Origin of the sequence: Microbacterium sp. NPDC058389 (assembly GCF_042722305.1) — a bacterium.
Lineage (GTDB): Bacteria > Actinomycetota > Actinomycetes > Actinomycetales > Microbacteriaceae > Microbacterium.
In genome coordinates, this window is record NZ_JBHXJQ010000008.1 from 149,226 (window position 1) to 170,647 (window position 21,422).

The 21,422-nt window shown below is 71.7% G+C and carries 12 protein-coding genes and 1 tRNA gene; all 13 read right to left on the reverse strand.

Going from position 1 to position 21,422, the window contains the following annotated elements; all coding sequences use genetic code 11:
* Positions 1 to 20: 20 nt before the first annotated feature.
* The 13 genes from ACFWJ8_RS12975 to ACFWJ8_RS13035 all read right to left on the reverse strand — a co-directional run bounded on the left by ACFWJ8_RS12975 (position 21) and on the right by ACFWJ8_RS13035 (position 21,366).
* On the reverse strand, positions 21 to 1,445 hold the full coding sequence (locus ACFWJ8_RS12975; protein WP_378811947.1) for a hypothetical protein: 1,425 nt from the start codon (positions 1,443 to 1,445) through the stop codon (positions 21 to 23).
* The gene (locus ACFWJ8_RS12980) at positions 1,442 to 2,671 is read right to left on the reverse strand and encodes a hypothetical protein (RefSeq protein WP_378811950.1); all 1,230 of its coding nucleotides are present in this window, start codon (positions 2,669 to 2,671) and stop codon (positions 1,442 to 1,444) included. The genes ACFWJ8_RS12975 and ACFWJ8_RS12980 overlap by 4 nt, the downstream gene beginning before the upstream one ends.
* On the reverse strand, positions 2,671 to 4,278 hold the full coding sequence (locus ACFWJ8_RS12985) for a hypothetical protein (RefSeq protein WP_378811953.1): 1,608 nt from the start codon (positions 4,276 to 4,278) through the stop codon (positions 2,671 to 2,673). The genes ACFWJ8_RS12980 and ACFWJ8_RS12985 overlap by 1 nt, the downstream gene beginning before the upstream one ends.
* Positions 4,275 to 8,627 (reverse strand): hypothetical protein, encoded by a 4,353-nt coding sequence (locus tag ACFWJ8_RS12990; protein WP_378811956.1) that lies wholly within the window; start codon positions 8,625 to 8,627, stop codon positions 4,275 to 4,277. Before ACFWJ8_RS12990 ends, ACFWJ8_RS12985 begins: the two co-directional genes overlap by 4 nt.
* On the reverse strand, positions 8,624 to 12,253 hold the full coding sequence (locus ACFWJ8_RS12995) for a hypothetical protein (protein ID WP_378811959.1): 3,630 nt from the start codon (positions 12,251 to 12,253) through the stop codon (positions 8,624 to 8,626). The genes ACFWJ8_RS12990 and ACFWJ8_RS12995 overlap by 4 nt, the downstream gene beginning before the upstream one ends.
* A complete protein-coding gene (locus ACFWJ8_RS13000; protein WP_378811962.1) occupies positions 12,250 to 15,591 on the reverse strand; it encodes a DUF6603 domain-containing protein in 3,342 nt (1,113 codons plus the stop codon). Before ACFWJ8_RS13000 ends, ACFWJ8_RS12995 begins: the two co-directional genes overlap by 4 nt.
* A 202-nt stretch (positions 15,592 to 15,793) precedes the next feature.
* Positions 15,794 to 15,866: transfer RNA gene (locus tag ACFWJ8_RS13005), tRNA-Met, on the reverse strand.
* Positions 15,867 to 16,009: 143 nt separating this feature from the next.
* Positions 16,010 to 16,765, reverse strand: coding sequence for a patatin-like phospholipase family protein (locus ACFWJ8_RS13010; protein ID WP_378811965.1), 756 nt, complete (start codon positions 16,763 to 16,765; stop codon positions 16,010 to 16,012).
* Positions 16,766 to 16,929: 164 nt separating this feature from the next.
* Positions 16,930 to 17,370 carry a MarR family winged helix-turn-helix transcriptional regulator gene (locus tag ACFWJ8_RS13015; protein ID WP_378811967.1) on the reverse strand — a complete coding sequence of 147 codons (441 nt, stop codon included), beginning with the start codon at positions 17,368 to 17,370 and terminating at the stop codon, positions 16,930 to 16,932.
* A gap of 10 nt (positions 17,371 to 17,380) precedes the next feature.
* On the reverse strand, positions 17,381 to 19,105 hold the full coding sequence (locus tag ACFWJ8_RS13020) for an MDR family MFS transporter (protein WP_378811969.1): 1,725 nt from the start codon (positions 19,103 to 19,105) through the stop codon (positions 17,381 to 17,383).
* Positions 19,106 to 19,228: 123 nt separating this feature from the next.
* Positions 19,229 to 19,765, reverse strand: a complete 537-nt coding sequence (locus ACFWJ8_RS13025) for a hypothetical protein (RefSeq protein ID WP_378811971.1) — start codon at positions 19,763 to 19,765, stop codon at positions 19,229 to 19,231.
* A complete protein-coding gene (locus ACFWJ8_RS13030; RefSeq protein ID WP_378811974.1) occupies positions 19,762 to 20,169 on the reverse strand; it encodes a DUF4383 domain-containing protein in 408 nt (135 codons plus the stop codon). The genes ACFWJ8_RS13025 and ACFWJ8_RS13030 overlap by 4 nt, the downstream gene beginning before the upstream one ends.
* A 213-nt stretch (positions 20,170 to 20,382) precedes the next feature.
* Positions 20,383 to 21,366 carry a helix-turn-helix transcriptional regulator gene (locus tag ACFWJ8_RS13035; protein ID WP_378811977.1) on the reverse strand — a complete coding sequence of 328 codons (984 nt, stop codon included), beginning with the start codon at positions 21,364 to 21,366 and terminating at the stop codon, positions 20,383 to 20,385.
* Positions 21,367 to 21,422: the final 56 nt, after the last annotated feature.

Below are 21,422 nucleotides of genomic sequence, written 5' to 3' on the forward strand. Positions count from 1 at the left end.
GACCACGGCCCGACCGCGGATCAGAATCCGCTGCGCTTCATCGCGTGTGTCAGCAGGAACGCGGCGATGAGGGCATGGGCGTCGTCCCACTCGAGCGCACGGGGGCTGGGAATGCCCGAGGCCTTCGCGATCGATCGCTGCCATTGCGACGGATCGATGGAGCCCGCCGATCGCGCCCCGTCCGAGGAGTCCACGACATACGGTCCCGCGCCGGGCGTCGCCTTGCCGATGAGTCGCGCGTGATGGGGCGACAGCCCGCGACTGTACCAGCGCACCTTCGCATCCGCCCCGAGCGGCCGGGCCCATGCCAGCACCCCGTTGAGGAGTCCCTCGGCCACGTCGTTCGGCGGGTCGAACATGTAGACCTCGCGGATGTGGTCGGTGAGGAGGGGATGCCGCTGCCCGCGCCCGCCGGAGAACAGACGAGAGACGAACCCGTTGCCGGAGCTGAAGGCGCCGAGGGCGACCCGCCCGATCTTCTCGGCCGGCTGGAGGCCTTGGGCGGCCGCCGCGAACGCCTGGATCTCGCCGAGGACCTCCAGCACGCTCGCGGGATCGGTGAACGAGCCGAACTCGGGGCCGACGGAGTTGCACGGCAGCACCGTCACCACGTTCCTGCCGCTCTCGGCGAGCTGATAGGGCACGCCGACGTCCGAGTAGCCGACCAACGGGTCCTGCAGATACCAGAGCTGCTGAAGCATCCCGAAGAAGGCGTAGTCGAACGCCCAGGGGTAGGGCTCGAGACCCGGCGCGACGTAGTACCCGTGCTGCACGTTCTGGCCGCATCCGGGGCGGTAGTAGAGGAGCATGGGCGCAGGCTCGTCGCGCGGCACGGCGGTGGGCCAGCTCACGGCGATCGCGCGTGGTGCGCGGACCCCCGCGACCTCGACGATGAACGTGTCCCCGGCGACGGAAGCGGTCTTCGGCGCGGAGAACTTCACGAGGCCATCGGCGATCGGAGTCTCCGCGTCGATGAAGTGCACGTTCTCTCGCGGGGCGAGCGTCATCGTGTCGGCCTCGGGCGGCAGCCACGGGACCAGCCACTGCGGAGTCGGCTCGCGGTCACCGTGCTTGGCCGTGACGATGCGGTGCAGCGCCGCGGTCATGTCCCGGGTGGCCAGACGCAGTCGCGAGACCGCGACGATCAGCGACGAGATCCGCGCGTCGGCCGTGCCCTCGGTGCGGATGGTCGCCCAGAGGAGACCGTCGTCGTCGGTGATCTCCGGCGTGCCGTCGGGGTCGACCGTCAGCGTGACGGTGCCGCCGAAGTATCGATCGCTGTCGGGAGTGACCGCCACCTCGACCGTCGTCGTGCCGTCGGCGATCTGGAATGCCGGCGCGCCTTCGCGCGGCAGCAGGGTGATCGCGTCGTCGACGGACGTGCTCCAGCCTCCCGTGAGCAGTTCGCTGTGCCGGTTGACGACGGTGAGCACGACGACGTTCATGCCGGGGCCACCGGAAGCTCGAGCAGCGCGGCAGGGCCGTCGTCCGAGGGCTCGTCGGCCTCCGCCTGCGCCAGCGCTTCGGCGTCAGCGGGGTCGGCGTCGGCGGGTGGGTCGGGTGCGGCCGCCGCGAGCAGATCGTCGATCGCCTGACGGGGCACCCCGGCCGCGACGACGGCATCCACCGCCCGTTCGATGAGCCCGGTCTGCGCACCGCCGCCGCCGCCTCCGCCACCGCCGCCTCCGCCGCCGCCACCGGCGGGCTGCGGGCCGGTCGCGGGGGTCGCCGTGGCGGCGAACACCTGTCGTGCGTACTGAGCGGGGTTGGTGGGCGACACCGCGTCGGGCAGCACCTTGATCAGCAGCGCGAGGTTGCAGATGCGCGCACCGCCGGCGTCGGTGTCCCGGAAGTCTCCGTCGATGAGCGTCGTCGACACGCTCACGTCGTCGCCGGTGGCGAGCTCCGGCCGGGCCGCGGACTTCCGCCCGCGGAAGTGCAGGGGGATGGCGTCGTTCCAGAAGAAGATCGGCTTCTTGATGTCTGCTTCGGCTGCGGCCGCGGCCGCGATGTAGTCGCCCCGCCCCAGCCCCGGCACGACGTCGGGCTCGTACTTCGGGCTCGCGTCCTCGGTGAACTTCTTGCGGGCGGCGGCCCATTCCGTGGTCTTGCGGATGTCGCCCTTCCAGGGGATGCTCCACGACCGCGCAAGGCGGTGGGTCGGCTTCCCGGCCTCTTCGCCGAAGATCGCCATCCGCAGCGGTGCGGCGATGCTGTGCGGTGAGCCGAACACCGCGGCGAGCAGGCTCAGGTAGTTCGGGTCGCGCCCGACCTCGCAGCCGTAGATCACGATGTCGCTGTGCGCGCCCACGGCCGCCGCGCTCGCGGCGGCCAGAGCTCCGGCGGTGCCCGCCTTGCGCTGCGTGAGGGTGCTCTGGAGATCGGCGGCGAGGGCCATTGTGCCCTGGTCATCGGCTTCGCGCAACGGCGCCGACAGCCCGAAGGTGCTCGCGTGCGAAACGATCCCGATCTCGGAGTACACCTTGCCCGCGGTGGCGAGCTTGGTGAGTGCGAGCAGGATCCCCTCGATGCTCCAGACCGTGCGGCCCGCAGGAGGAGGAAGGACATCGGACTCGGGCACGCCGACCGAGCGGAAGTAGGCCTTCGCCTTCGCGTAGAAGGCGTTGGGTGAGGCTCCGTCGGTGCCGATGAGGAACACGATCGCCGCCATCAGCGCTCCACCTCCACGGCGATGTCGAACTCGAGGCCGCTCGCGCCCTCGCCGCGCCCCGTGGACACGGACCGCGCCGTCCACGTGTGGCGACCTCCGTCAGCCGAGCGGCCGAGCTGCCACCGTCGCCGCACGACCACGCCGGCGCGCGGCACCTCCTCTTCGTGCAGGGCGTGGTGTCGAAGCTCCTGGAGCACGCTCGAGCGCGGCTCCACCACGACCTCCTCCTCGCCGTCGATCGATCGCGGCAGCACGGCTTCGACCAGCGCGACCGAGCGACGGTCACGCAGCTGCACGGGGAGGAACGGGATCCAGTGCTCGGGGACGTCGGTCATGAGCCGATACACGAGCTCAGCGTCGGCGGGCAGGGCCGCGGCGTCGCGGACGGCCGCGGCGTACTCGCCGACGAGGTCGTGGACATCGCCTGCGGCATCGGTGACGACGCGTTCGAGCCCCCAGACGAGGTTCGCGTTCTCGTCGCGGACGAAGGCGACGTCCTCCACCACCGGGCCGGTGACCGTCGCCGGGGTGGTGGCGGGCACGACAAGTCGAGCGCGTGTGGTGCCCGGTCCACTTGGCGTGTAGAGCGCCCACGCGTCCAGGGCGGCCGGCGCGATGAGCTGCTGCTGGCCGAACGTGTCGACGGACACGAGGTCGACCACGCGCGCGATCGTGCCCGGGCGGATCGAGGCCGGGAACGTGAACCAGTCGTTGCCGTACACGGTCGAGAACTCCACCAGGGCGAGTCGGGCCAGGTCGTGGGTCGCCGCGTCGATCCTGGCGAGCGAGATGCGGGCGTCCTCGAACTCCCAGTACCGATCGTTCGGCATCCCTGGGAAGCGGATCACGGTCGGGATGCGAAGAACGGATGCCTCGCCCTCGGCGACCGCGGCATCCGCGAGCTGCACGCCTTCGGCGGTGAGCTCGAGGTCCGCGACATCGATCTCCTCCCTCGTGTGCGCGGGCGCCCGCAGCACCGGCGTGTCGCCCGAGAGCAGCTCGAACCGCCGCTCGAGGCGCTCGGCGTGCCAGGTGGGGGCGCCGAGTCCGAAGGTCGTGGTGCACCAGCGGGCGAAGGACGCGAGAGCCGGGCGGGATGTCGTCCACTGGGCCGCGGAGAGTCCCAGGGACGCGGCATCCGCGGATCGCTTCGCCGCCTCGCGCGCGACCTCGACGCCATCCGGGAATCGGGTGCCCGCCGTACGCAGGAGCGGGTCGCCGACGCCGGATGCATCGAGCGGGAAGTGCGCGCGCAGTGCGTCGACGACGTCGGCGGGGAGGGATGCCGCGAGCCGGCGTCCGGCGTCGATCCGGTCGCGCACGCTCACCGCCGGGCCGGACGGCTCTCCTGTGACGAGTGCTTCGAGCACCTGCGAGCGGGGATCGTAGCGCTCGGCGGTGTCGAGGCCCGCAGACCATCCGTCGATCGGCACCGCGGCGACGGAGAACGAGACGCGCACCGGGCTGCCGGCATCTTCGCCGTCGAGCTCGCCCAGCCGCCGCTGCGAGGCGAGCATCCACAGGGGATCGGCGACCAGTGCGGCAAGCGTCTGCCCGGGATCGACCGCACGGCTGACGGGTTCGACACGGTGTGCTCCGACGCTCATGGCCGCCACCTCGTCGCATCGGTCGTCCACGCGACGCGGTCGTGGTCGAGTCCGCCCACCACCGTGCCCCAGTGCCCCTCGTCCTCGTCGAACTCGCTGATGTACACCGCGGGAAGCAGCGCCGGGACGCGCTTGACCGCATCGAGGTCGACCAGCCGCGCATCAGCCAGCGCGATGGTCTCATCGACGACGCCGAACAGGCGGCTCTGCGTCCATGCCCCGGTGCCGGGCACGGCGAGCAGGATCGTGTTCGGCGCGCGTGCGTCCGGCGCGGGCAGGTTCGCCGCGACCGCACCGACCGAGGTGTCGTCGGGCACGACCTCCGTCCAGGTGTCGAGCTCGATGCCGGTGCTCGCCGCCGCGAGCGGCGCTGACCCGGCGGTGACGACGGTCGTGACGGGCATGCGGCCGAGCGGCGCGGGGTGCACGCCGTTCACCCACGACCGCGCGGCGCTGTTCTCGTACGGCTGCACCGGGACCTGTGCGGCGGCGAGCGTCAGCGAACCGCGCCCGGCGAGGTCGTCGAGCAGCATCGCCTCGTCGAGCTCGGCCAGCGGCGCACGGACCCGCCCGCTGTCCTGCAGCCAGCCGGCGAGGGCACCCGGGGCGAGTCCGAGCGAACTCTGGTCCGCCGCGGCGTCGACCCACACCGGATCGACCGCCTCGACGATGCCCTCCACGATGACCGGTTCGTCGAACAGCGCCCGCAGGGCATCGGCGGGGTCCGCCGTCTCTCGAGCGGCGGCGATCCGCGCCGTGATGCGGCCCGGCGCGTCGTCGCCGAAGATCCCGAGATAAGCGGCCCAGCGATCAGGGCCGGCGCCCACCATGGCGGCGAGTGCCTCCACGCTGGCCGCGAGGACGGGGACCGGCGCCTTCTCCTGCGCGCCCCGGGCGAGGAACGACGACGCGGTCAGCGGTCGGCCGGGGACGAGCGCCCGGTGCCAGGCCGCGCTGCGCCGCAGAAGGCTGAGGAGAGCGGCATCCTGTTCCGGGTCGCGTCGGATGCCCGTCGCCCCGGCCGGGCCGGCGGCGACCGCGCGCGCCGTGAGCAGCGGGAACGGCACGGGCGAGTCCTGCCGTGCGGCGTCGGCGGCGAGGTCCAGCGCCGACAGGCCGAGCGCGGCGACCTCGACGCTGCCGAGCGCGAAGCCCGCAGCATCCACGAGCCAGACGGCGATGCCGCCGAGCGGACCGAGGCGCGCGGCCACGAAAGCCTCGGCGCGCGGGGCGACGAGTGCGCGGGGCGTGTCGCTCGCGTATCCGGCGGGGCTCGCGTCTGCGCCGAACAGCACGAGCATGCGTTGCTCGATCCCGATGCCGCCGCGCGGCGTCGCGGGCACGTCGTAGCGATCGGGCGGGGTGGCGGCGCGGCCGATGACGTCGGCGGCTGCGGCGGCACGTTCGAAGTTCGCGCCCGACAGCTGATACATCGACTCGGCGACCCCGAGGTCGGCGAGGGCGTCGAGCGAGCCCGCGGCGCTTTCGAGCACAGCGGTCAGCACGGGCAGCAGCTCTGCCCAGTCGACCGGCGGTTCGCCGCGGGCGGCGGTGTCGGCGTCGACGGCGGCGCGCGCGGCGCCCGGAGATGCGGCTTCCCGCTGCACGAGAGCCCACCCGTCGACGACGAATCGCTCGTCGGCGACGGACGCGTCGGGGAACTCCGCCGAGGTGACCCGCAGCGGGAACGCCCGCCGCAGCGGATACACGACCCAGTCCGCTTCGATGCCGTGCGTGCGATGGGCCTCGTGCAGTGCCCGCTCGACGAGGTAGCCGAGCAATGCGCCGAGCTGCTGTCCGCCGCGCATCCCCTCCGCGAGCGCCAGGGCGTCGCGCACACGCGCGGAGCGCAGGTCCACCGAGAACGGGCCGTCGGCGCGCCCGCCGTGATCGGCCCAGGCCGCGCGCAGCACCCCCGCGGTCGTGGCGTGCCGCGGGGTCGGCGCGAGCAGCCAGCCGCGGTTGTCGAGATCCTCGAACACGTCTTCTCGGCCGGCGACCGGCTGCAGGTTCCGTGCGGTGAATCCCGACACGTAGCCCCAGGCGCCGAGCTGCACGCCGGTCGGCGCGTCGGTGCGCAGCTCGTGGAGTCGTCGCGTCGCCAGCGACGTCACCCAGGCGTCGTAGCGGTGGGATGCCGCATCCAGCGCCTGCCCGGTCAGCCGTGCCCGCTCCTCCACCGTGAGGGGCGCGATCTCGTCGATCGCCGACAGGAGGTCTCGCAACACGCGCGGCACAGCGAAGTTCTCGAGAACCGCCGCCGCCGCGGCGTCGAAGGGGCTCTCGATGACGAGATCGAGCGCTTCGCCGACGGTGAGGCTGGCCCCCGCGACGTCGATGGATGTCTCGAGCTTCGCGCTGAAAGGTGTCGACGGGGTCGTCGAGATCAGCGAGTTCGTGCTGACGGCGATGCCGTCGAGCCCCGGCAGGACCGTCCGCCTCGGCGACGCGTTCTCGAACTCCACCGTCAGCTCGGGGCCTCCGCCGATGACGTGAGGGTCGATCAGGTCGTCTGCGGCATCGTCGAGCAGCTGGCGCGCGGCGTTGCGCAGCAGCAGACCCAGGACGCTCGTGGCCTGCTTCGGGTCGGGAGTCCTGGGGGTGAATGTCGTGTCGCCCTCGGCCGACATCGGCAGCCGCAGCGAGGTCCGCTTGCCCCACAGCTGCCGCAGCACCATCGGGCGGGCCTCGCCCAGGCCGAGCTCGGCGACGATGTCCTTCTCCCGCATGGCGCCGCGCTCGAGGTCGTCGTCGTCGAGGCCGAAGATCGCCGGGTCCTGGCTGTACATCGCGATGCCTGTCCTGAGCTGCACGCGATCGGAGTAGGCACCGTGCCCGAGCACATCGACCCCTTCCGGCACGTCTCCCGCACCCGACGACCACAGTCGGCGGGAGCGTCTCAGGAAGCCCCGGAGCCACCGCACGACGGCGTCGTCGCCGGGTTGCGGCTCGGCGTCCGGCGGCTGCACCGGGAGGATGCCGTAGGGCTGATGGCCCAGCCGCAGCACCGGGAGCGGGCCGCCCGGGCGCACGAATCCGACGGCGTGGGCGCGCACGATCGGCACGTGGCCCGGCGCCACCGCGGGTGCCGCGAGCTCGCGCAGGTACGGACCCCAGGTCGTCGGGAAGAGCGCCCGCTGCATGGCCTCCTGCGCGGTGATGTGACGCCCGTCGGCCCCGGGGAGGGCGCTCAGGGCGGCGGGATCCAGGCCCAGCGCGCGAGCCAGGATCGCGGCATCCGTCGTCGGATCCACGTCCACCGCGGCCGGGGCCGTCTGCGCGGGATCCGGTGCGAAGACCAGTCCGCTGGGCACATCCGACAGGTTGTTGGTCGGCGTTCCCGGTGGGACGAGCGCGGCACCGCCGGTGACCGTGTGGATCCGGATGAGCTCGGCGAGGGTATCGGCATCGGCCTTCGCGTCGGTGGTGATGGTGGTCCCGACGACCGTGACGTCGCGGACGCGGGTCGCGCCGCTGAGATCGACGTCGACGGCCATCCCGGCGGCCACGGCGGCGTCGAAGTCGGTGAGCCACGCGAGCTCCTCGGGCATGCGCCCGTCGAGGTCGAGCAGCCCCGTCGGGGTCGCGGGGGCGGGCTCGCCTTCGGGCGCAGCGGGCTGTTCGACCTCGCCGGCCATGTCGACACCGACCTGGAGCGTGTCGGCGATCGGGCCCGTGCGCACGACCTGCTCGCCGCGATCGGTGCGCACGCGGACGAAGAAGAAGTCCGGCAATGCCATCGCTCGCGCGGGGCGGGATCCCGCGATGCGCAGCACCGGATCAGCGGCCGCGCCATCCGCTCCGGGCTCCGTCTCGGCGCGGACCCATTTCGCCCGGTAGGCGCCGACGGTCGAGCCGAGCGCGTTCCAGGCGCCTTCCGCCGCCGCGCCGCCCTCGGCGATCGACGACCAGTACGTTCGGCCGGCCTCGAGCTCGGTCTTGTCCAGGAGCGGCTCGTGGTCGTCGATGTGCACGTCGTCGGGGTAGATGCGCACCTTGAGGCGACCGCCCAGGATGCGCGTCTCGAGCCGCACAGGCAGCAGCGCGATCGGCACGTCCTCTGAGACCCCCTCGAGTTCGGGATCGCCGCCTCCGACCCCGATCGGAGGCAGCACCGCCCCGATGCCGGCGATCACCTCCGCCGCCCGGCCGCGCAGGGTCTCGACCGCCTCGGCGTGCCGTCTGACCAGTTCGGTGCGGCGACGCGTGGCCCGCGCCGCCGCGGCGTCATCGCCGATGAGCCGCGCAGCGTCGATCGCCTCCGCCGCCGCGTCGAGCGCGAAGCGCGTCTCGGTGAGCTCCGCCTGCGCGCCGGCGAGGGCGCGCCGAGCCGCATCCAACCCGCTCACGGCGTCTTCTCCGGAAGCAGCTGGATCGCGGGAAGGCCCCGGCGGAAGGGGAACTGCAGCATGATCCACGCCTGCTGCCCGGCGTCCTTCGCCCACCCCCATCTGGTCGGGTCGGCGCCGTCGCGGCCCTTCAACAGGTCTCGGCCGGCGAAGCTCGACGCGCCGAGGTGCACGACGCCCGCGGCATCCGCCCCCGCCGCGTCGCTCCACGAGGCGTCGTTCCAGGTCGAGAGCAGGCGTGGCGGAGCGGCCGGATCCCGGAAATCGTCAAGCCCGAACCGCGGCTCGCCGAAGTGCTCCGAGAAGAAGAACCACCACGCGGCGTCCTGGCCTCTCGCTGCGTCTGCCCGCACCTGCGTCTCGGTCAGCCCGGTGAATCCGACCAGCAGCACGTCGGGGGCGAGCAGGCCCCGGAAGTCGGGATCGATCGCGCCCCCGGCCATGGTCCGGGTCGTCCCGGAGGCCGTGGTGTGGCCGGCCTGGATAATCACGGAGGGGTAGCGCCGCACGAGGTCGCCCTTGACGACGAGCACGAGCGGATCCTCACCCGCGACCTGCGCGGCCTGCTCCGGGGTGCTGACAGGCGTCACGACCGCGAGCGAGGCGAGCGAGTCGAACCGGGATGCTGCGCCGAGCGTCTTCTTCAGATCGTGCAGCGCCGCGCGGTCGATGCTGCCGTCGGGCCGGCGGCGCAGGGGGTGCGACCAGAACTGGCGCGCGTAGGTGCCGCGCTGGTCGGTGGGGTACTCCCGCCACAGCAGCTCGCGGGCGATCTCGTGGTTCATTCCGACGAGGAACGCGCTGATGAACTCCCGGTTCGCGCCGACCAGGGTGGTGCGGTTGGATTCCATGCGGTCGATGCCGGGGAGGATCCAGTCGTCCGAGATCTTTGCGAGACCGTCGTAGGTCGGCTCCGACAGATCGGGGGCCGCCTGGATGTCGGAGAAGGCGGCCGCCTGCACGGCGTCGAGGGCGGCGATCCGCGAGTTGATCGCGATCGGCAGGGTGCGCAGCGGGTCGAGCGCGGTGAGCACACTCGCGTGCAGGGCTGCGATGCCGCCCGCCAGCGACGGTCTGACGTCGTCGCCGACGAGGTCCGGACGCAGGATGCTGTCGGCCGCGCGCCGTCCGGCGGCGATGATCTCGTCGCGCACGACCCCTGCGCGGGCGTCGTCGATGCCGAACGCGATCGGGACCACGGGCTCGGTCAGGTGAGTGCCCTCGACCACCGCGTCGAACAGACCGCGCTCGATCGTCGTCGCCGCTTCGCCCAGGTACTTCTGCCTCGAGACGGCAGCCGTGTCGATCGTCATCCGACCGTCTGTCACCGTGACGAGCCCCGGATCGGCCGCGAGATACGAGAGGGCGTCGGATGCTGCGCCCACGGCGTTGAGCCGCGACGCCCAGGTCGCCTGCGCCTCGATGAGCACGCCCGCTGCCGCCACGTCGATCGGCGTGTCTTCGCCGGCGCGTCGCCATTCGAGCCTGCCCCCGCCACCCTGGACGAGGACGGCCGCGCGCGAGACCCGCTCCTGCTGGAGCCGGATCTGATCGAGAAGACCTCCGGCGATCTCGATCCCCTCGACACCCTCGACCGCCCTGCCGATTCGGCCGGGTTGCCGCCGGATCTCGATGCCTTCGATGCCTTCGATGCCTTCGACTCGCTCGACGCCGCGGTCGAGGTGCTCGAACGGCCCGATCACGACCGGACCCTCGCGGCCCCTCCGGCGCGGCGGCCTGTCGGGCGGCCGTTCGACCGGCGGTGGCTCGGGCGGAGCGGCCGGGAGCACCGCTGCCGCCACGTCCGCGAGCGGCAGCAATCCGATCCGCGTCATCGTGCGATCGAGGTCCATCACCGCCTGCGTGGCGAGGACCGCGACCTCCTCGCCCGTCGGCGGCTCGAACGCGGTGAAGCCGGCGGTGAAGGCATCCAATCGCTCGGTCACTGCGGCCGAGTCGAGCTGCACGCCGCCGTACTGCGGAACGAGGGCGTCGAGGATGCCTCGGAGGCGCCCCGCGTCCCACACTCCGCTCGGTGCGGCGAAGACGTCGATGCCGTCGGCGGGAAGCCGCGTGGTGAACGGGGTCGACCTTGCCGACACGGCGGCGACGGCCGGCACCGTGACGTGCACGCCCAGTCCCTTCGCGCCGAGCAGTCCCTGCCGACGTGTGTGGCGGCGCAGTTCGACGGACGCCCCCGAGAAGGTCAGGGCGCTCGTGTCGAGGGCTCCGCGCACGGTCAGCGATTCCGACGCCGCGATCTTCGTCAGCACCGGTGCGGCCGTCATGATGAGGGTGCTGGGGTCGAGCTTCGTCAGCCATCGCCGATAGAGGCTGAGGCTCGTGCCCACGGCGTACTCGCCCCGCCGGCGCAGCCGGTTCGCGGCGAGCACATCGCCCACCTGACGCCAAGCCTCCTCCATGAGGTGCTCCTGGCGGTCGCGAGCAACGCGTGCGCCGAGCCCTGCCGCCACCCGCAGGCGGGGATCGAGGTTGGCCTCGGCCAGCCACGGGGGCACCGCAGGGGTCCTGAGCGCCGACGCTGTGGCCTCGGGCCCGACCGCGAGCTGGCCGTAGACGGGTGGACCCACGCGCGGCGGGTCGTCGGGCGGCACAAGCTCGTCCGCGAGGTCGCGCGGGTCCGGCGCGTCGGGTGGCGCTGCGCCGGGCTCAGGGGCGGTGACCAGCGTCGTGTCGAACCCGGCGTCGGTCAGACGTCCCACGAGGCGGGTGATGTAGTCCTCTCCGACGATCGGGGCGAGCGGCGCGGTCTTCTCTCCCACGGGCCGCAGCGCGCCGTGCACGATCACGTCGTCGCCGCCGGGCTGCGGCATCCCGACCCCGTTCGAGGGCGACGAGAGCCGCAGTCTGCGGCTGCCCATGCCCGGAGGCAGGCTGATGCCGCGCAGCGCCTGCACCAGCTTCTCGAAGTCGCCTGCAGGGCCGGTCGCGAACTCGAACGAGTGGTAGACGGGCAGCGTGACCGAGGCGGCGACGCCTGCCTGCCAGGCCGGCTCGCGGCTACCTCGCAGCGCCCTCGCGCCCTCGGCGTCACCCAGGGCCGACACGCTCGCGGCCTTCAGCGTCGGCACGACGCACGCGAGCCAGCGACGGTCGGGGAGGAGCCGTCGGGGGCAGATCAGTCGCGCCAGCGAACGTGCCGGGTCGCCCGGGCTCGTGTCGGCCCCGAGCAGCTGCACGTGCGCCCACATCCACGCCGTGGTCGGATCCGGCAGTTCGGAGGCCGGCACGGTCAGCCGGGGCGGGCGGGTGCTGCGATCGAGCGGATGCGTCGTCCCGTGCTCGTCGAGGTCGATCACGACGAGCATGATCCAGGGGTCGATCCTGTCGCCCATCGCGGGAGGGCTGAACAGCCACGGGATCTCGGGGGAGTCGAGTTCCGAGATCGCCAGATAGTTCGGCGATGCGTCGCGAGAGCCGTCGCGCGGCCAGTCGCGGATGAACTCCCGTTCGGCGATGCCGGTGACCTCGGCCGCGGTGAGCATCTCGACCTTCTGCTGGAGCGGCTGCCCCGCGACGACGACCTCGATCGATGCCAGGGCGCCGTCCACGGGGGCGAAGCCCCGCACGGCGTGAGAGGCGAAGGTGTACTGGGCGGAGGTCATGCCGGGGCCGCCCGTCCCATGAGAACCGCCTCATAGTCGGCGAAGACCGTCTGCCCGCCGCCGAGCAGCGAGCGGACGCCGACGACGTCCGCCGCCGCGAGGGGCGCACCGCCGACGGGCCCCGCATCGGCGGTGGCGACTGTGTATGCCGATTCCCGCACGTGGATGCCGACGGATGCCGCGGCCGCCGCGGCCGCCTCGTGCACGGCGCCGACGGACCCGGCGTTGGCCCACACCAGCATCTCCTCATCGAGTTCGAACAGGCGCTTCGGCCGACCCGGCTCCGGGGTCTCGGCGCCGAGGTCCTCCTCGTACGTCACCGTCACCTGCCGGGCGTCCTTCACCCGCCAGGCGGGGTCCTCGACGATCACTCCGGCGCTCATGGGAACGAACGCGGGCCGCGACAGCCGCTCGTCGTCGGACAGCGAGAAGTACTGGGCGGGGGCGAACAGCTCCTCGACCGGGCGCTGGGCGAGGGTCGCGCCGGCCGCGAACGAGATGTTCGTCGGCCCGGCGATGGGATTCGTGCCGAAGCGGGCGAGCTCCGTGTTGACCGGGGCGACCGTCTGACTGATCCTCACGAAGCCGAGCGGGTGCAGTTGGGGTGCGCCGTCACGCATGAGAACGCCTGACGTCACGGTCGGGGCGCCGATGGGCCACGGCTTCGGCTCCTCCGGCTTGGGCCCGCGCAGCGCGGTGCGCACCGCTTCGGCGACGTCGACGGGAGGCCCGGCGGTGAGTGCGGCCTCCTTCGATCCCCATTCGAGCTCGAGGGTCCCCGACACCGAGAAGCAGAGGAACGTGATGGATGCCCGAGCTCGGGCGTGCCAGCGGTCGGGGCCCTCCAGCAGGACGTCGAGCTCGGCGGTGAGGATGTCTTCGCCCGAATAGGTGAGCGCGAAGGAGCCGTGCAGCTGTGCGATGAAGCTGAAGCGCGGCGACGTCTGGATGAGCACGTCTGCGGTGAGAGACCCGCGCGCGCCGATAGGGCCGAGCTTCGCCCGCACGTACAGACCGCCGCCGAACTGCACCGTCGACGCGGTGAGGGCGAAGTACGCCTCGGCGCGGATCGTCAGGATCGGTGACGGGGACAGCTGGATCGCGAGCCGGCGGATCTCGCCGGGGATCTTCGGACCGGTGTACGAGGGGTGGTAGCCGCCCGCCGTGAACACGAAGTCCTTCGACCCGGCCTGCAGCGCGAGGTCGCCGCTCACCTCGAAGAATCCGATGCGCGAACGCACGAGCGAGGCCATGAAGAACACGTCGCCGTTGGTGAAGTCGATGGCGCCCGCGAACTGTGCGTTGATGTCGATGACCGCCGCGTCGGGCGTCGGCAGCGAGACGCGCAACGTGCCGACGATGGCGAAGACCGCCGGTCGTGGCAGCGAGAAGACGAGCCCCACTGTGACCGTCACGAACGAGACGGGCCGCCCCCACCCGAGCTTGAGGATCGGTCCGATCACGAACTGGTCGCGCTGTGCCGGGAACACGGCCTTCACGGCCTGGATCACCTCGGGTGCGCGGGCGATCAGATCACGCGGGAACAGGATGTCGTCGATCCGGCCCGAGCGCACCAGCTCCTTGAGCTGCTCCTGGTCGATGCCGCGGTTGACGCCGAACACCCCGCCGACGCCGTTGAGCGTCAGCCCGAGGAACAGTTCGATGGCGGGGGTGAACTGGGCCGTGATGACCACGACGAACGACAGCGCACCGTCGACCGTCGTGAACACGCCGAAAGCCTGCACGGTCAGCTCGACGGATCCGAGCCGCAGTGCGAGTTCGAGAGCGCCGCGCGCCTCGCCGTCCTTCAGCTCGAGGAACCCTCCGCCGCGGATCAGGGGTGTGTCGATCGCCAGCCCGATCCCGGTGATGGGCGCGAGCTCCAGGGGCTCGAGGTTCAGCACTCCGAGGTTGCCGGACCCGTCGGTGGTGATCCTCGCCCGCACGGTGACCCCGAGACCGGCGACGGTCGCGGCCAGTGGCCCCAGCTTCGCGCTCACCGTGCCCGAGGCTGAGAGCCCGAGGGACGAGGCATCCGTCCCTCCGATCTCGATGCCGGTCGTGAGATCCCGCACCGCCGCACCGGCGAGACGCACGACGTCGGGGTAGGTGACGGTGAGGCCCACGCCGCCCTCCAGGTGCACGCCTCCCTCATCGAGGACGAACACGAACGACCCGCGCAGCGTGATGCCCGACAACGGCAGCACCATGGCCAGCACCGAGCCGAAGGCCGTCGACGGCACGGATGCCTCGAACGTGCGATACCCGGCACGCAGCGAGTAGGTCCTGCTGGCCCCGTCGACACCGACCTCGAACACGGGGTCGGCGACGATCAGCCGCATCGATCCCTGGGTTCCGAACGTGAAGCCCGCGGGCAGCTTCGCGTCGAGGGTCACGGTCGGAGCGCCCGACAGCGGCTCGACGCTCTTCGACGTGATCACGAGGCCGACCTCGTCGGCGCCCGTCACGCGGATGCCTGCCGATCTCCCGAGCGCGAGCCGGCCGCCGGCGATGCCCGGCGTGCGCAGGACGACGGCCGAGAACGTCGGCGGGGCGGTCCGGGTTCCGAGCAGGTCGATCGTGATCGGGTGCGGGTCGTCGAACGTGTCGGCGGCGATCCGCACGACGAAGCGCTGCCAGACGATCGGCGTCCCGTCGACCTTGGCGAGGACGTCCGCAGGAACGACGACCGCGTCGTCGAGCGGCACCGACACGACGCTCGTGACACGGGGGCCGGTGAGCACCCCTGCGACGAGGATGTCCGTCGAGCGCCGCACCTGCGCGTATTGCTCCCGCAGCCACCCCAGACCCTTCGAGACGAGACCTTCGAGCGTCGCGATCGGGGATCGCAGCGGATCGATCACGCCGAGCGTGCGCAGGAACGCCCACGATGCGCCGTTGAGGTCGCGCACCACATCGTCGAGCGCTTGCGCGAGGGCGAGTTCGAGCACGTCACCGACACTCTCGACCTTCGGGATGCCGGGGACCGGCGGCGCTCCTGCGGGGACGTCCGGCAGCTCGATGTCGCCCAGCGTCGAGAGCAGGTCGGTGAAACCCTCCCACGCGTCCTTCGCCGGGCCCAGCAGTCGCACGGGATCCGGACGCCCCGACGCGAGCAGCGCGATCACACGGTCCACGACCTGCTGCAGATCGGTCACGCTGGCGGCGGCCTGCTCGAGCGCGTCGATGGCGGTGGACGCCGCATCCCCCGTCAACCCCGCCGTGCTCACGAGCTGATCGAGTCGCGCCCGATCAGTCAGGGCGCGCGTCATCGCGTCGATCGCCCGCCCGACCAGCGCGGCGACCGCACCTTCGACGCCGATGGACTGATCAGCCATCGACAGTGGAACTCAGCAGCACAGCCACGGTTGCTCCCCGTCCGCACTCACACGGCCTGGGGAGCGCGACGAGGGCGATGCTAGCAGGGGAGGCGGCAGCTGCGGCAGGGGGATCCCTTCGCGCCGTGGCCGGCCGAGCTTCCGAGCTGGGCTTCGCGGTGCCGGCATGCGTCGGGACAGCAGCCGCAGCGGGCGAATGTCGACGCGACGGCAGGAGTCGAACCTGCAACGCTCCCGGGTATGAGCCGGTGCCCGGGACCGCCCGGATCGCCGCGATGAACATACGCTAACCCGGCCGGCCCGTCTGCGCCATGAGCGTGAACCATGGTTTCGCTGTGCGTCCCGGTGTGACGGCGAGGCGACGCGTGCAGCGAGGCGAACACACGTCCGTCGAAGACTTCGCGCGGTACCGCGATGCTCACTGACCGGCGGCGTCGAGCGCCTCCGCCGCAGCCCGGCGCCCCTCGGCGATCAGCCGGGGAACATCCCGCATCGTCCACTGCGCCATGCGCTCCATCTCGGGCTGGACCAGCACCACCGTCGGGTCGGCCAGCAGCGCACCGATCTTGGTGGTCGAGCGCATCATGCGCACGTTCTCCCACTTGGCGTGCAGGTGCACGACGATGACGCGCTCGGCGCCGAGCTCGCGCGCCGCAGCGTGCGGGACGTTGTCGACCATTCCTCCGTCGGCGAGCACCCTGCCGCCGAGGCGGACGGGCGGGAGGATGCCCGGCACGGCGATGCTCGCCCGCAGCGCAGCGCTCAGCGGGCCCTTGTCGATCGTCACGGCCTGACGCGTGCGCAGATCGGTCGCGACGGCGCCGAACCGCCGCGGCAGGTCCTCGATGCGCGGGTCCTCACCCAGCAGACGGTGGATCGAGTCGGTGACGACATGCGTGTCGAGCAGTCCCCACCGCGGCTTCCAGCTCCAGTTGCCGATCCGTGTCCACCGGAACCTCAGTGCGAGCTCTTCGATCGCCTCGCCGTCGAGTCCGGCCGCGTACGCGCACCCGACGAGCGCTCCGGAGCTCGTGCCCGTCACGATGCCTGGGTGGATGCCGCGCTCCTCGAGCACCTGCAGCACCCCCACGTGCGCGGCGCCGAACGCCCCGCCGCCGCTCAGCGTCAGCCCGAGGTGCGGGTCGTCGCCCGGCAGCGCGTTCTCACGTGGCATGCCGCGAAGCTACCACCGGGGGAGTGGATGCCGGACCTCACGCCGGCCGTCCCCTCAGCGCGTTTCGTCTCGCTCGTTCCTCGCTCGCTCAACGGCCGGGGGTCGGCGCGGGGGAGACGCAAGAAGGGCCGCCCCTCAGGGCGGCCCTTCCGGCATCCGATGTCCTACGCGGCCGAGATCTCGGCCAGCACCTCGGCGAACAGACGCAGGTCCTCCGCCGACCGGGTCTTCAATGCGCCCCGCAGACGGGACTTGTTGTTCTCGCGAACCGCCAGCGCCCGCTCCAGCCCGGCCGCGGTGGGCACGAGCACCCGAGCCCGCCCGTCCGACGCATCCGGGAGGCTCTCCACGAGCCCGAACTCCTCGAGCGTGCGCACCTGTCGGCTCACGGCGCTCTTGTCCATGTCGAACAGCAGGGCCAGGGCGTGCGCGTTCGTCTCGCCGAGGCGGACGATCGTGCCGAAGAGCTTGTAGCCCGCGGGCTGCAGCTCGGGGTGCACCTGCTCCGCCGCCTCTTTCCACACGGCACGCGACCGGTTGAAGAGGACCGACAGCTGCTGTTCCACGTCGAGGATCGCGTCGTCGACGGCGGAGTCCGGGCTCATGACCGACATGCTACGAGCGATCCTGGCGGGCCTGCGCACGCGTGACCGGAACGGAACCCGTCAGCACGCGATCGGCCTCCTCGATCTGCTCCGCGACCATCGGCAGGGCGGCTCCCACCTCGGCCTCGGCGAGCTCGATGGCGACGTTCTCGGCCTCCTCCTGCAGCTCCTGCGACGCCGACTTGGTCGACAACTTCTTGTTCGGAAGGAAGGCGATCGCGATGAGCGCCATCACCGCCAGCGGCACGGCGATCCAGAACACGTGCGCGATGCCGTCGGCGTAGGCGGCCTCGATGATCACGCGGATCGTCTCGGGCAGCTCGTCGACCTTCGGCACGGTGCCGCCGGCCAGCGTCTGCAGCGCCGTGACCTCGTCAGGCGACGTGGGCACGAAGCCCTTGAAGCCGTCGGTGATGTTCGTCGTGACCTGCGTGGCCAGCAGTGAACCCATGATCGTCACGCCGATGGTGCCGGCGATCGAACGGAAGAAGTTCACGTTCGACGACGCGGCGCCCAGCTGCGAGGCGGGGGTGTCGTTCTGCACGATGAGCGTCAGGTTCTGCATGACCATGCCGAGACCCGCGCCGAGCACGAAGATGAACACGGCGACCCACACGAACGGGGTGTCGTAGTGCAGCGTCGTGAGCAGGTACGTGCCGGCGATGGTCAGCACCGAGCCGACGAGCATGAAGCCCTTCCAGCGGCCGAACTTGCTGATCAGCGCACCGACGGTGATCGAGGCGCCCATCTGGCCGATGATCATCGGGATCGTCATGAGGCCCGACTCGGTCGGTGTGGCGCCACGCGCGAGCTGGAAGTACTGCGCCAGGAACACACTCGTCGCGAACATCGCGACACCGATGGCGAGCGAGGCGATCACCGAGAGGGTGAACGTGCGGTTCTTGAAGAGCGTCATCGGCACGATGGGCTCGGGCACGAAGAACTCGACGATGATGAACGCGACGATCGCCGCGGCGGCGACGCCGATCATGACGAAGCTCGTGACCGAGTCCCACTCGAAGCCGCCGGCGTCGGGCTTGCCGCCCAGCGTGATCCACACGAGGGTCAGCGCGACGCCGACCGCCATGAGCATGGCGCCGATGTAGTCGATCTTCACGGGACGCTTGGGCATCTTGGGCAGGTGCAGCGTGAACTGCAGCAGCACGAGCGCGATGATCGCGAGCGGCACGGGCAGGAAGAAGTTGGCGCGCCAGCCCCACGCGTCGGTGATGACACCGCCGAGGAGCGGTCCGCCGATCGTGGCGACGGCCATGATGCCGCCGACGACGCCCATGTACTTGCCGCGCTCACGCGGCGAGATGATGAGGGCCACGACGATCATGACGAGCGACATCAGGCCGCCCGTGCCGACGCCCTGGATCACCCGGACGGCGATCAGCGTGCCGGCATCCTGTGCGAAGCCCGAGATGGCGCTGCCCAGGACGAACAGCACGATCGAGATCTGCAGCAGCACCTTGCGGTTGACGAGGTCGGCGAGCTTGCCCCAGATGGGGGTGGTGACGGCTGTGGCCAGCAGGCTCGACGTGATGACCCACGTGTACGCCGACTGGTCGCCGCCGAGGTCGGCGACGATGAGCGGCATCGAGGTCGAGATCACGGTGCCCGAGAGCACGGCGACGAACATCGTGACGATGAGTCCCGAGAGCGCGACGAACACCTCGCGCGGGGTGCGCTCGGCGGTCGCCGGCGAATGCGTGTCGGAGAGTGTCGACAAGGTGGTTCCTCCGATTGAAAAGTTGATAACGGTCAACTATATAACAAATAGTTGACTTGCGTCAACTGTGGACCGTGATCAACCAAATCGAAGAGGAGCGGATGCCGCGCACGGCGCCGCGTGTCAGTGGCCGTGGTGCTCGACGACAGGCGCGAACGTGCCGTCGGGCTCGGCGGTGGCGGCATCCTGAGCAGATCCGAGTGCCGGCGTCACCAGCACTGCGACGACGGCCGCGGCCGCGATCAGTCCGGCCACTCCGCCGCCGCGTGAGGGATGCCGTATGCCCCACCCGATGCCGGCCCCGACTGTCACGCTCAGGGCCACGAACACCCCGACCGCCACGACGCTTGTGGCGCCGGGCCCGGTCGCGAGCAGCGCCACGATCAGGGTGATCCCTGCGAACACCCCCACGAGCGCGGAGCGCGGAGCGACCGTGCGCCCCCGCGCGAGGCACACCGCGCCCCACGCGAGGGCGAGCAGTCCGTGAGCCACGGCGGCGGCGCCGAGCGAACGCGAGACCGTATCGGCCTGCACCCCCACGATCGCCGCGGCGCCGACCGCCGCACCCACGAGGCCGGCTCCCCACGCGCCGACCGCCACCCAGGCCGGGGCGCGGTGAACCGCGCGCCCCGGCAGGGATGCCCCCATGGCCGTCGTCACGCGGTCGCCGGCTGCGGCGACCGCTCGGCGGCCAGTCCGACACCGAGCAGCACGATCGCGCTGGCCAGGTGCAGGAAGTGGTCCGGAACGTTCAGGGCGAGGATGTTGGCGGCCGTGCCCACCAGGAAGAAGCCGGCGATGCCGAGCAGCAGGTAGGCCGCCCCGACGACGATGTTCACCGTCTTCGCGGCACGCGCGCTGACCAGTCCTGCCGCCAGCAGAGAACCGCCGATGAGCAGATGCGCGATGTTGTGGAGCGGGTTCACCGCGAACACCCCGAGCAGCAGACCGCCTTCGGTGGCCAGGAAGCCGACGCCGCCCGTCACGGCGAAGCCGAGCAGGCCGACGAGCAGATACACCGCGCCGAAGATCGTGGCGACGAGGCGGTTCGGTGACGTGCGCATGAGGGACCTCTCTTTCGACAGCCCGCGATCTGCGGCTGTGAGAGTGGTTCGGCGCCCTCGCCGGATCGGATGGGATGCCGGTGGGCGGCCGCCGACCGTGCGGCCGGGGCGTTTCGTCTCGCTCGTTCCTCGCTCGCTCAACGACCGGGGCGCGGCCGGGGGTTCGGTCGTTGAGCGGAGCGCGCTCTGGCGCGCGCGGGCGAAACGCCTCCGTCAGCGAGGATCCTCGGCGGGAGCGTCCAGGGCCGCCAGCATCCGCTCCAGCGCCTCACGCATCGTGGCCCGCGCCTCCTCGGGCAGCTCCACCGTGTACGGCACCTCCGGCGGGATCCAGGCGAGGGCGTACATGACCTCGCGGAAGTCGCTGCCGCCGACCGGCCAGCGCGTACGGCCTTCGCCGATGGCGGTCGCGCCCTGGCCCCACTGGCCGAAGAAGGCGCGCATGTCGTCGAGGCCGAGGTCCATGACGGCGGCGCCCTCGATCGCCTGCGGGCTCCACGACCGGGCCACCGCGATGAACTCGTCCACCTGCGCGGGAGTGAGCTCGCGCGGGGTGAACAGCACGCGGGTGTGCTCGACCTCCGACAGGCGGTCGACGCGGAAGGTGCGCCAGTCGTCGCGCTCGAGGTCCCAACACAGCAGGTACCAGTGCCGCTCGGCCGGCGCGAGGGCGTGCGGCTCGACGCGGCGCTTCATGACCTCGCCCGACGCGCTCGTATAGGTGAAGCGCACGCGCTCGTGGTCGCGGGTGGCCAGGGCCAGCTCGCCGAGCAGCTCGCTCGACACGGCGGCGCCCGCGCGGATCCCGGTCGGCTGCACGGTCTCGGCCAGCGCGTTGACGCGACGCCGCAGCGGCGCAGGCAGCACCTGCTCCAGCTTCGCGAGCGCGGTCACGGTGGTCTCGGCGCCGCTCAAGAGCCGATCGGATGCCGCCACCCGCAGTCCGATCGCCATGGCGACCGCCTCGTCGTCGGTGAGCAGCAGCGGAGGCACGGCGCTGCCGGCTTCGAGTCTGTACCCGCCCGCGGCGCCCGGCGTGGACTCGATGCGGTAGCCGAGCTCGCGAAGCCGCTCGACGTCGCGCCGCACCGTGCGCTCGGTCACGCCGAGCCGGCCGGCGAGCTCCGTGCCCGGCCAATGCCGATGGGTCTGCAGCAGATTCAGCAGCGAGAGGGCGCGGGTGGTCGTGTCGGACATGCGAAAAGAATCTCATGCATCCAGGACAGGATCCGTCCGCATTGGTTCCTAGCGTG

What these genes read in the sequence shown, in the direction of transcription:
- ACFWJ8_RS13010 (WP_378811965.1), bottom strand. Translation starts at nt 16,765, where the DNA reads ATGCCACGTGAGAACGCGCTGCCGGGCGACGACCCGCACCTCGGGCTG.
- ACFWJ8_RS12975 (WP_378811947.1), bottom strand. Translation starts at nt 1,445, where the DNA reads ATGAACGTCGTCGTGCTCACCGTCGTCAACCGGCACAGCGAACTGCTC.
- ACFWJ8_RS13015 (WP_378811967.1), bottom strand. Translation starts at nt 17,370, where the DNA reads ATGAGCCCGGACTCCGCCGTCGACGACGCGATCCTCGACGTGGAACAG.
- ACFWJ8_RS13030 (WP_378811974.1), bottom strand. Translation starts at nt 20,169, where the DNA reads ATGCGCACGTCACCGAACCGCCTCGTCGCCACGATCTTCGGCGCGGTG.
- ACFWJ8_RS12985 (WP_378811953.1), bottom strand. Translation starts at nt 4,278, where the DNA reads ATGAGCGTCGGAGCACACCGTGTCGAACCCGTCAGCCGTGCGGTCGAT.
- ACFWJ8_RS12980 (WP_378811950.1), bottom strand. Translation starts at nt 2,671, where the DNA reads ATGGCGGCGATCGTGTTCCTCATCGGCACCGACGGAGCCTCACCCAAC.
- ACFWJ8_RS12995 (WP_378811959.1), bottom strand. Translation starts at nt 12,253, where the DNA reads ATGACCTCCGCCCAGTACACCTTCGCCTCTCACGCCGTGCGGGGCTTC.
- ACFWJ8_RS13035 (WP_378811977.1), bottom strand. Translation starts at nt 21,366, where the DNA reads ATGTCCGACACGACCACCCGCGCCCTCTCGCTGCTGAATCTGCTGCAG.
- ACFWJ8_RS13000 (WP_378811962.1), bottom strand. Translation starts at nt 15,591, where the DNA reads ATGGCTGATCAGTCCATCGGCGTCGAAGGTGCGGTCGCCGCGCTGGTC.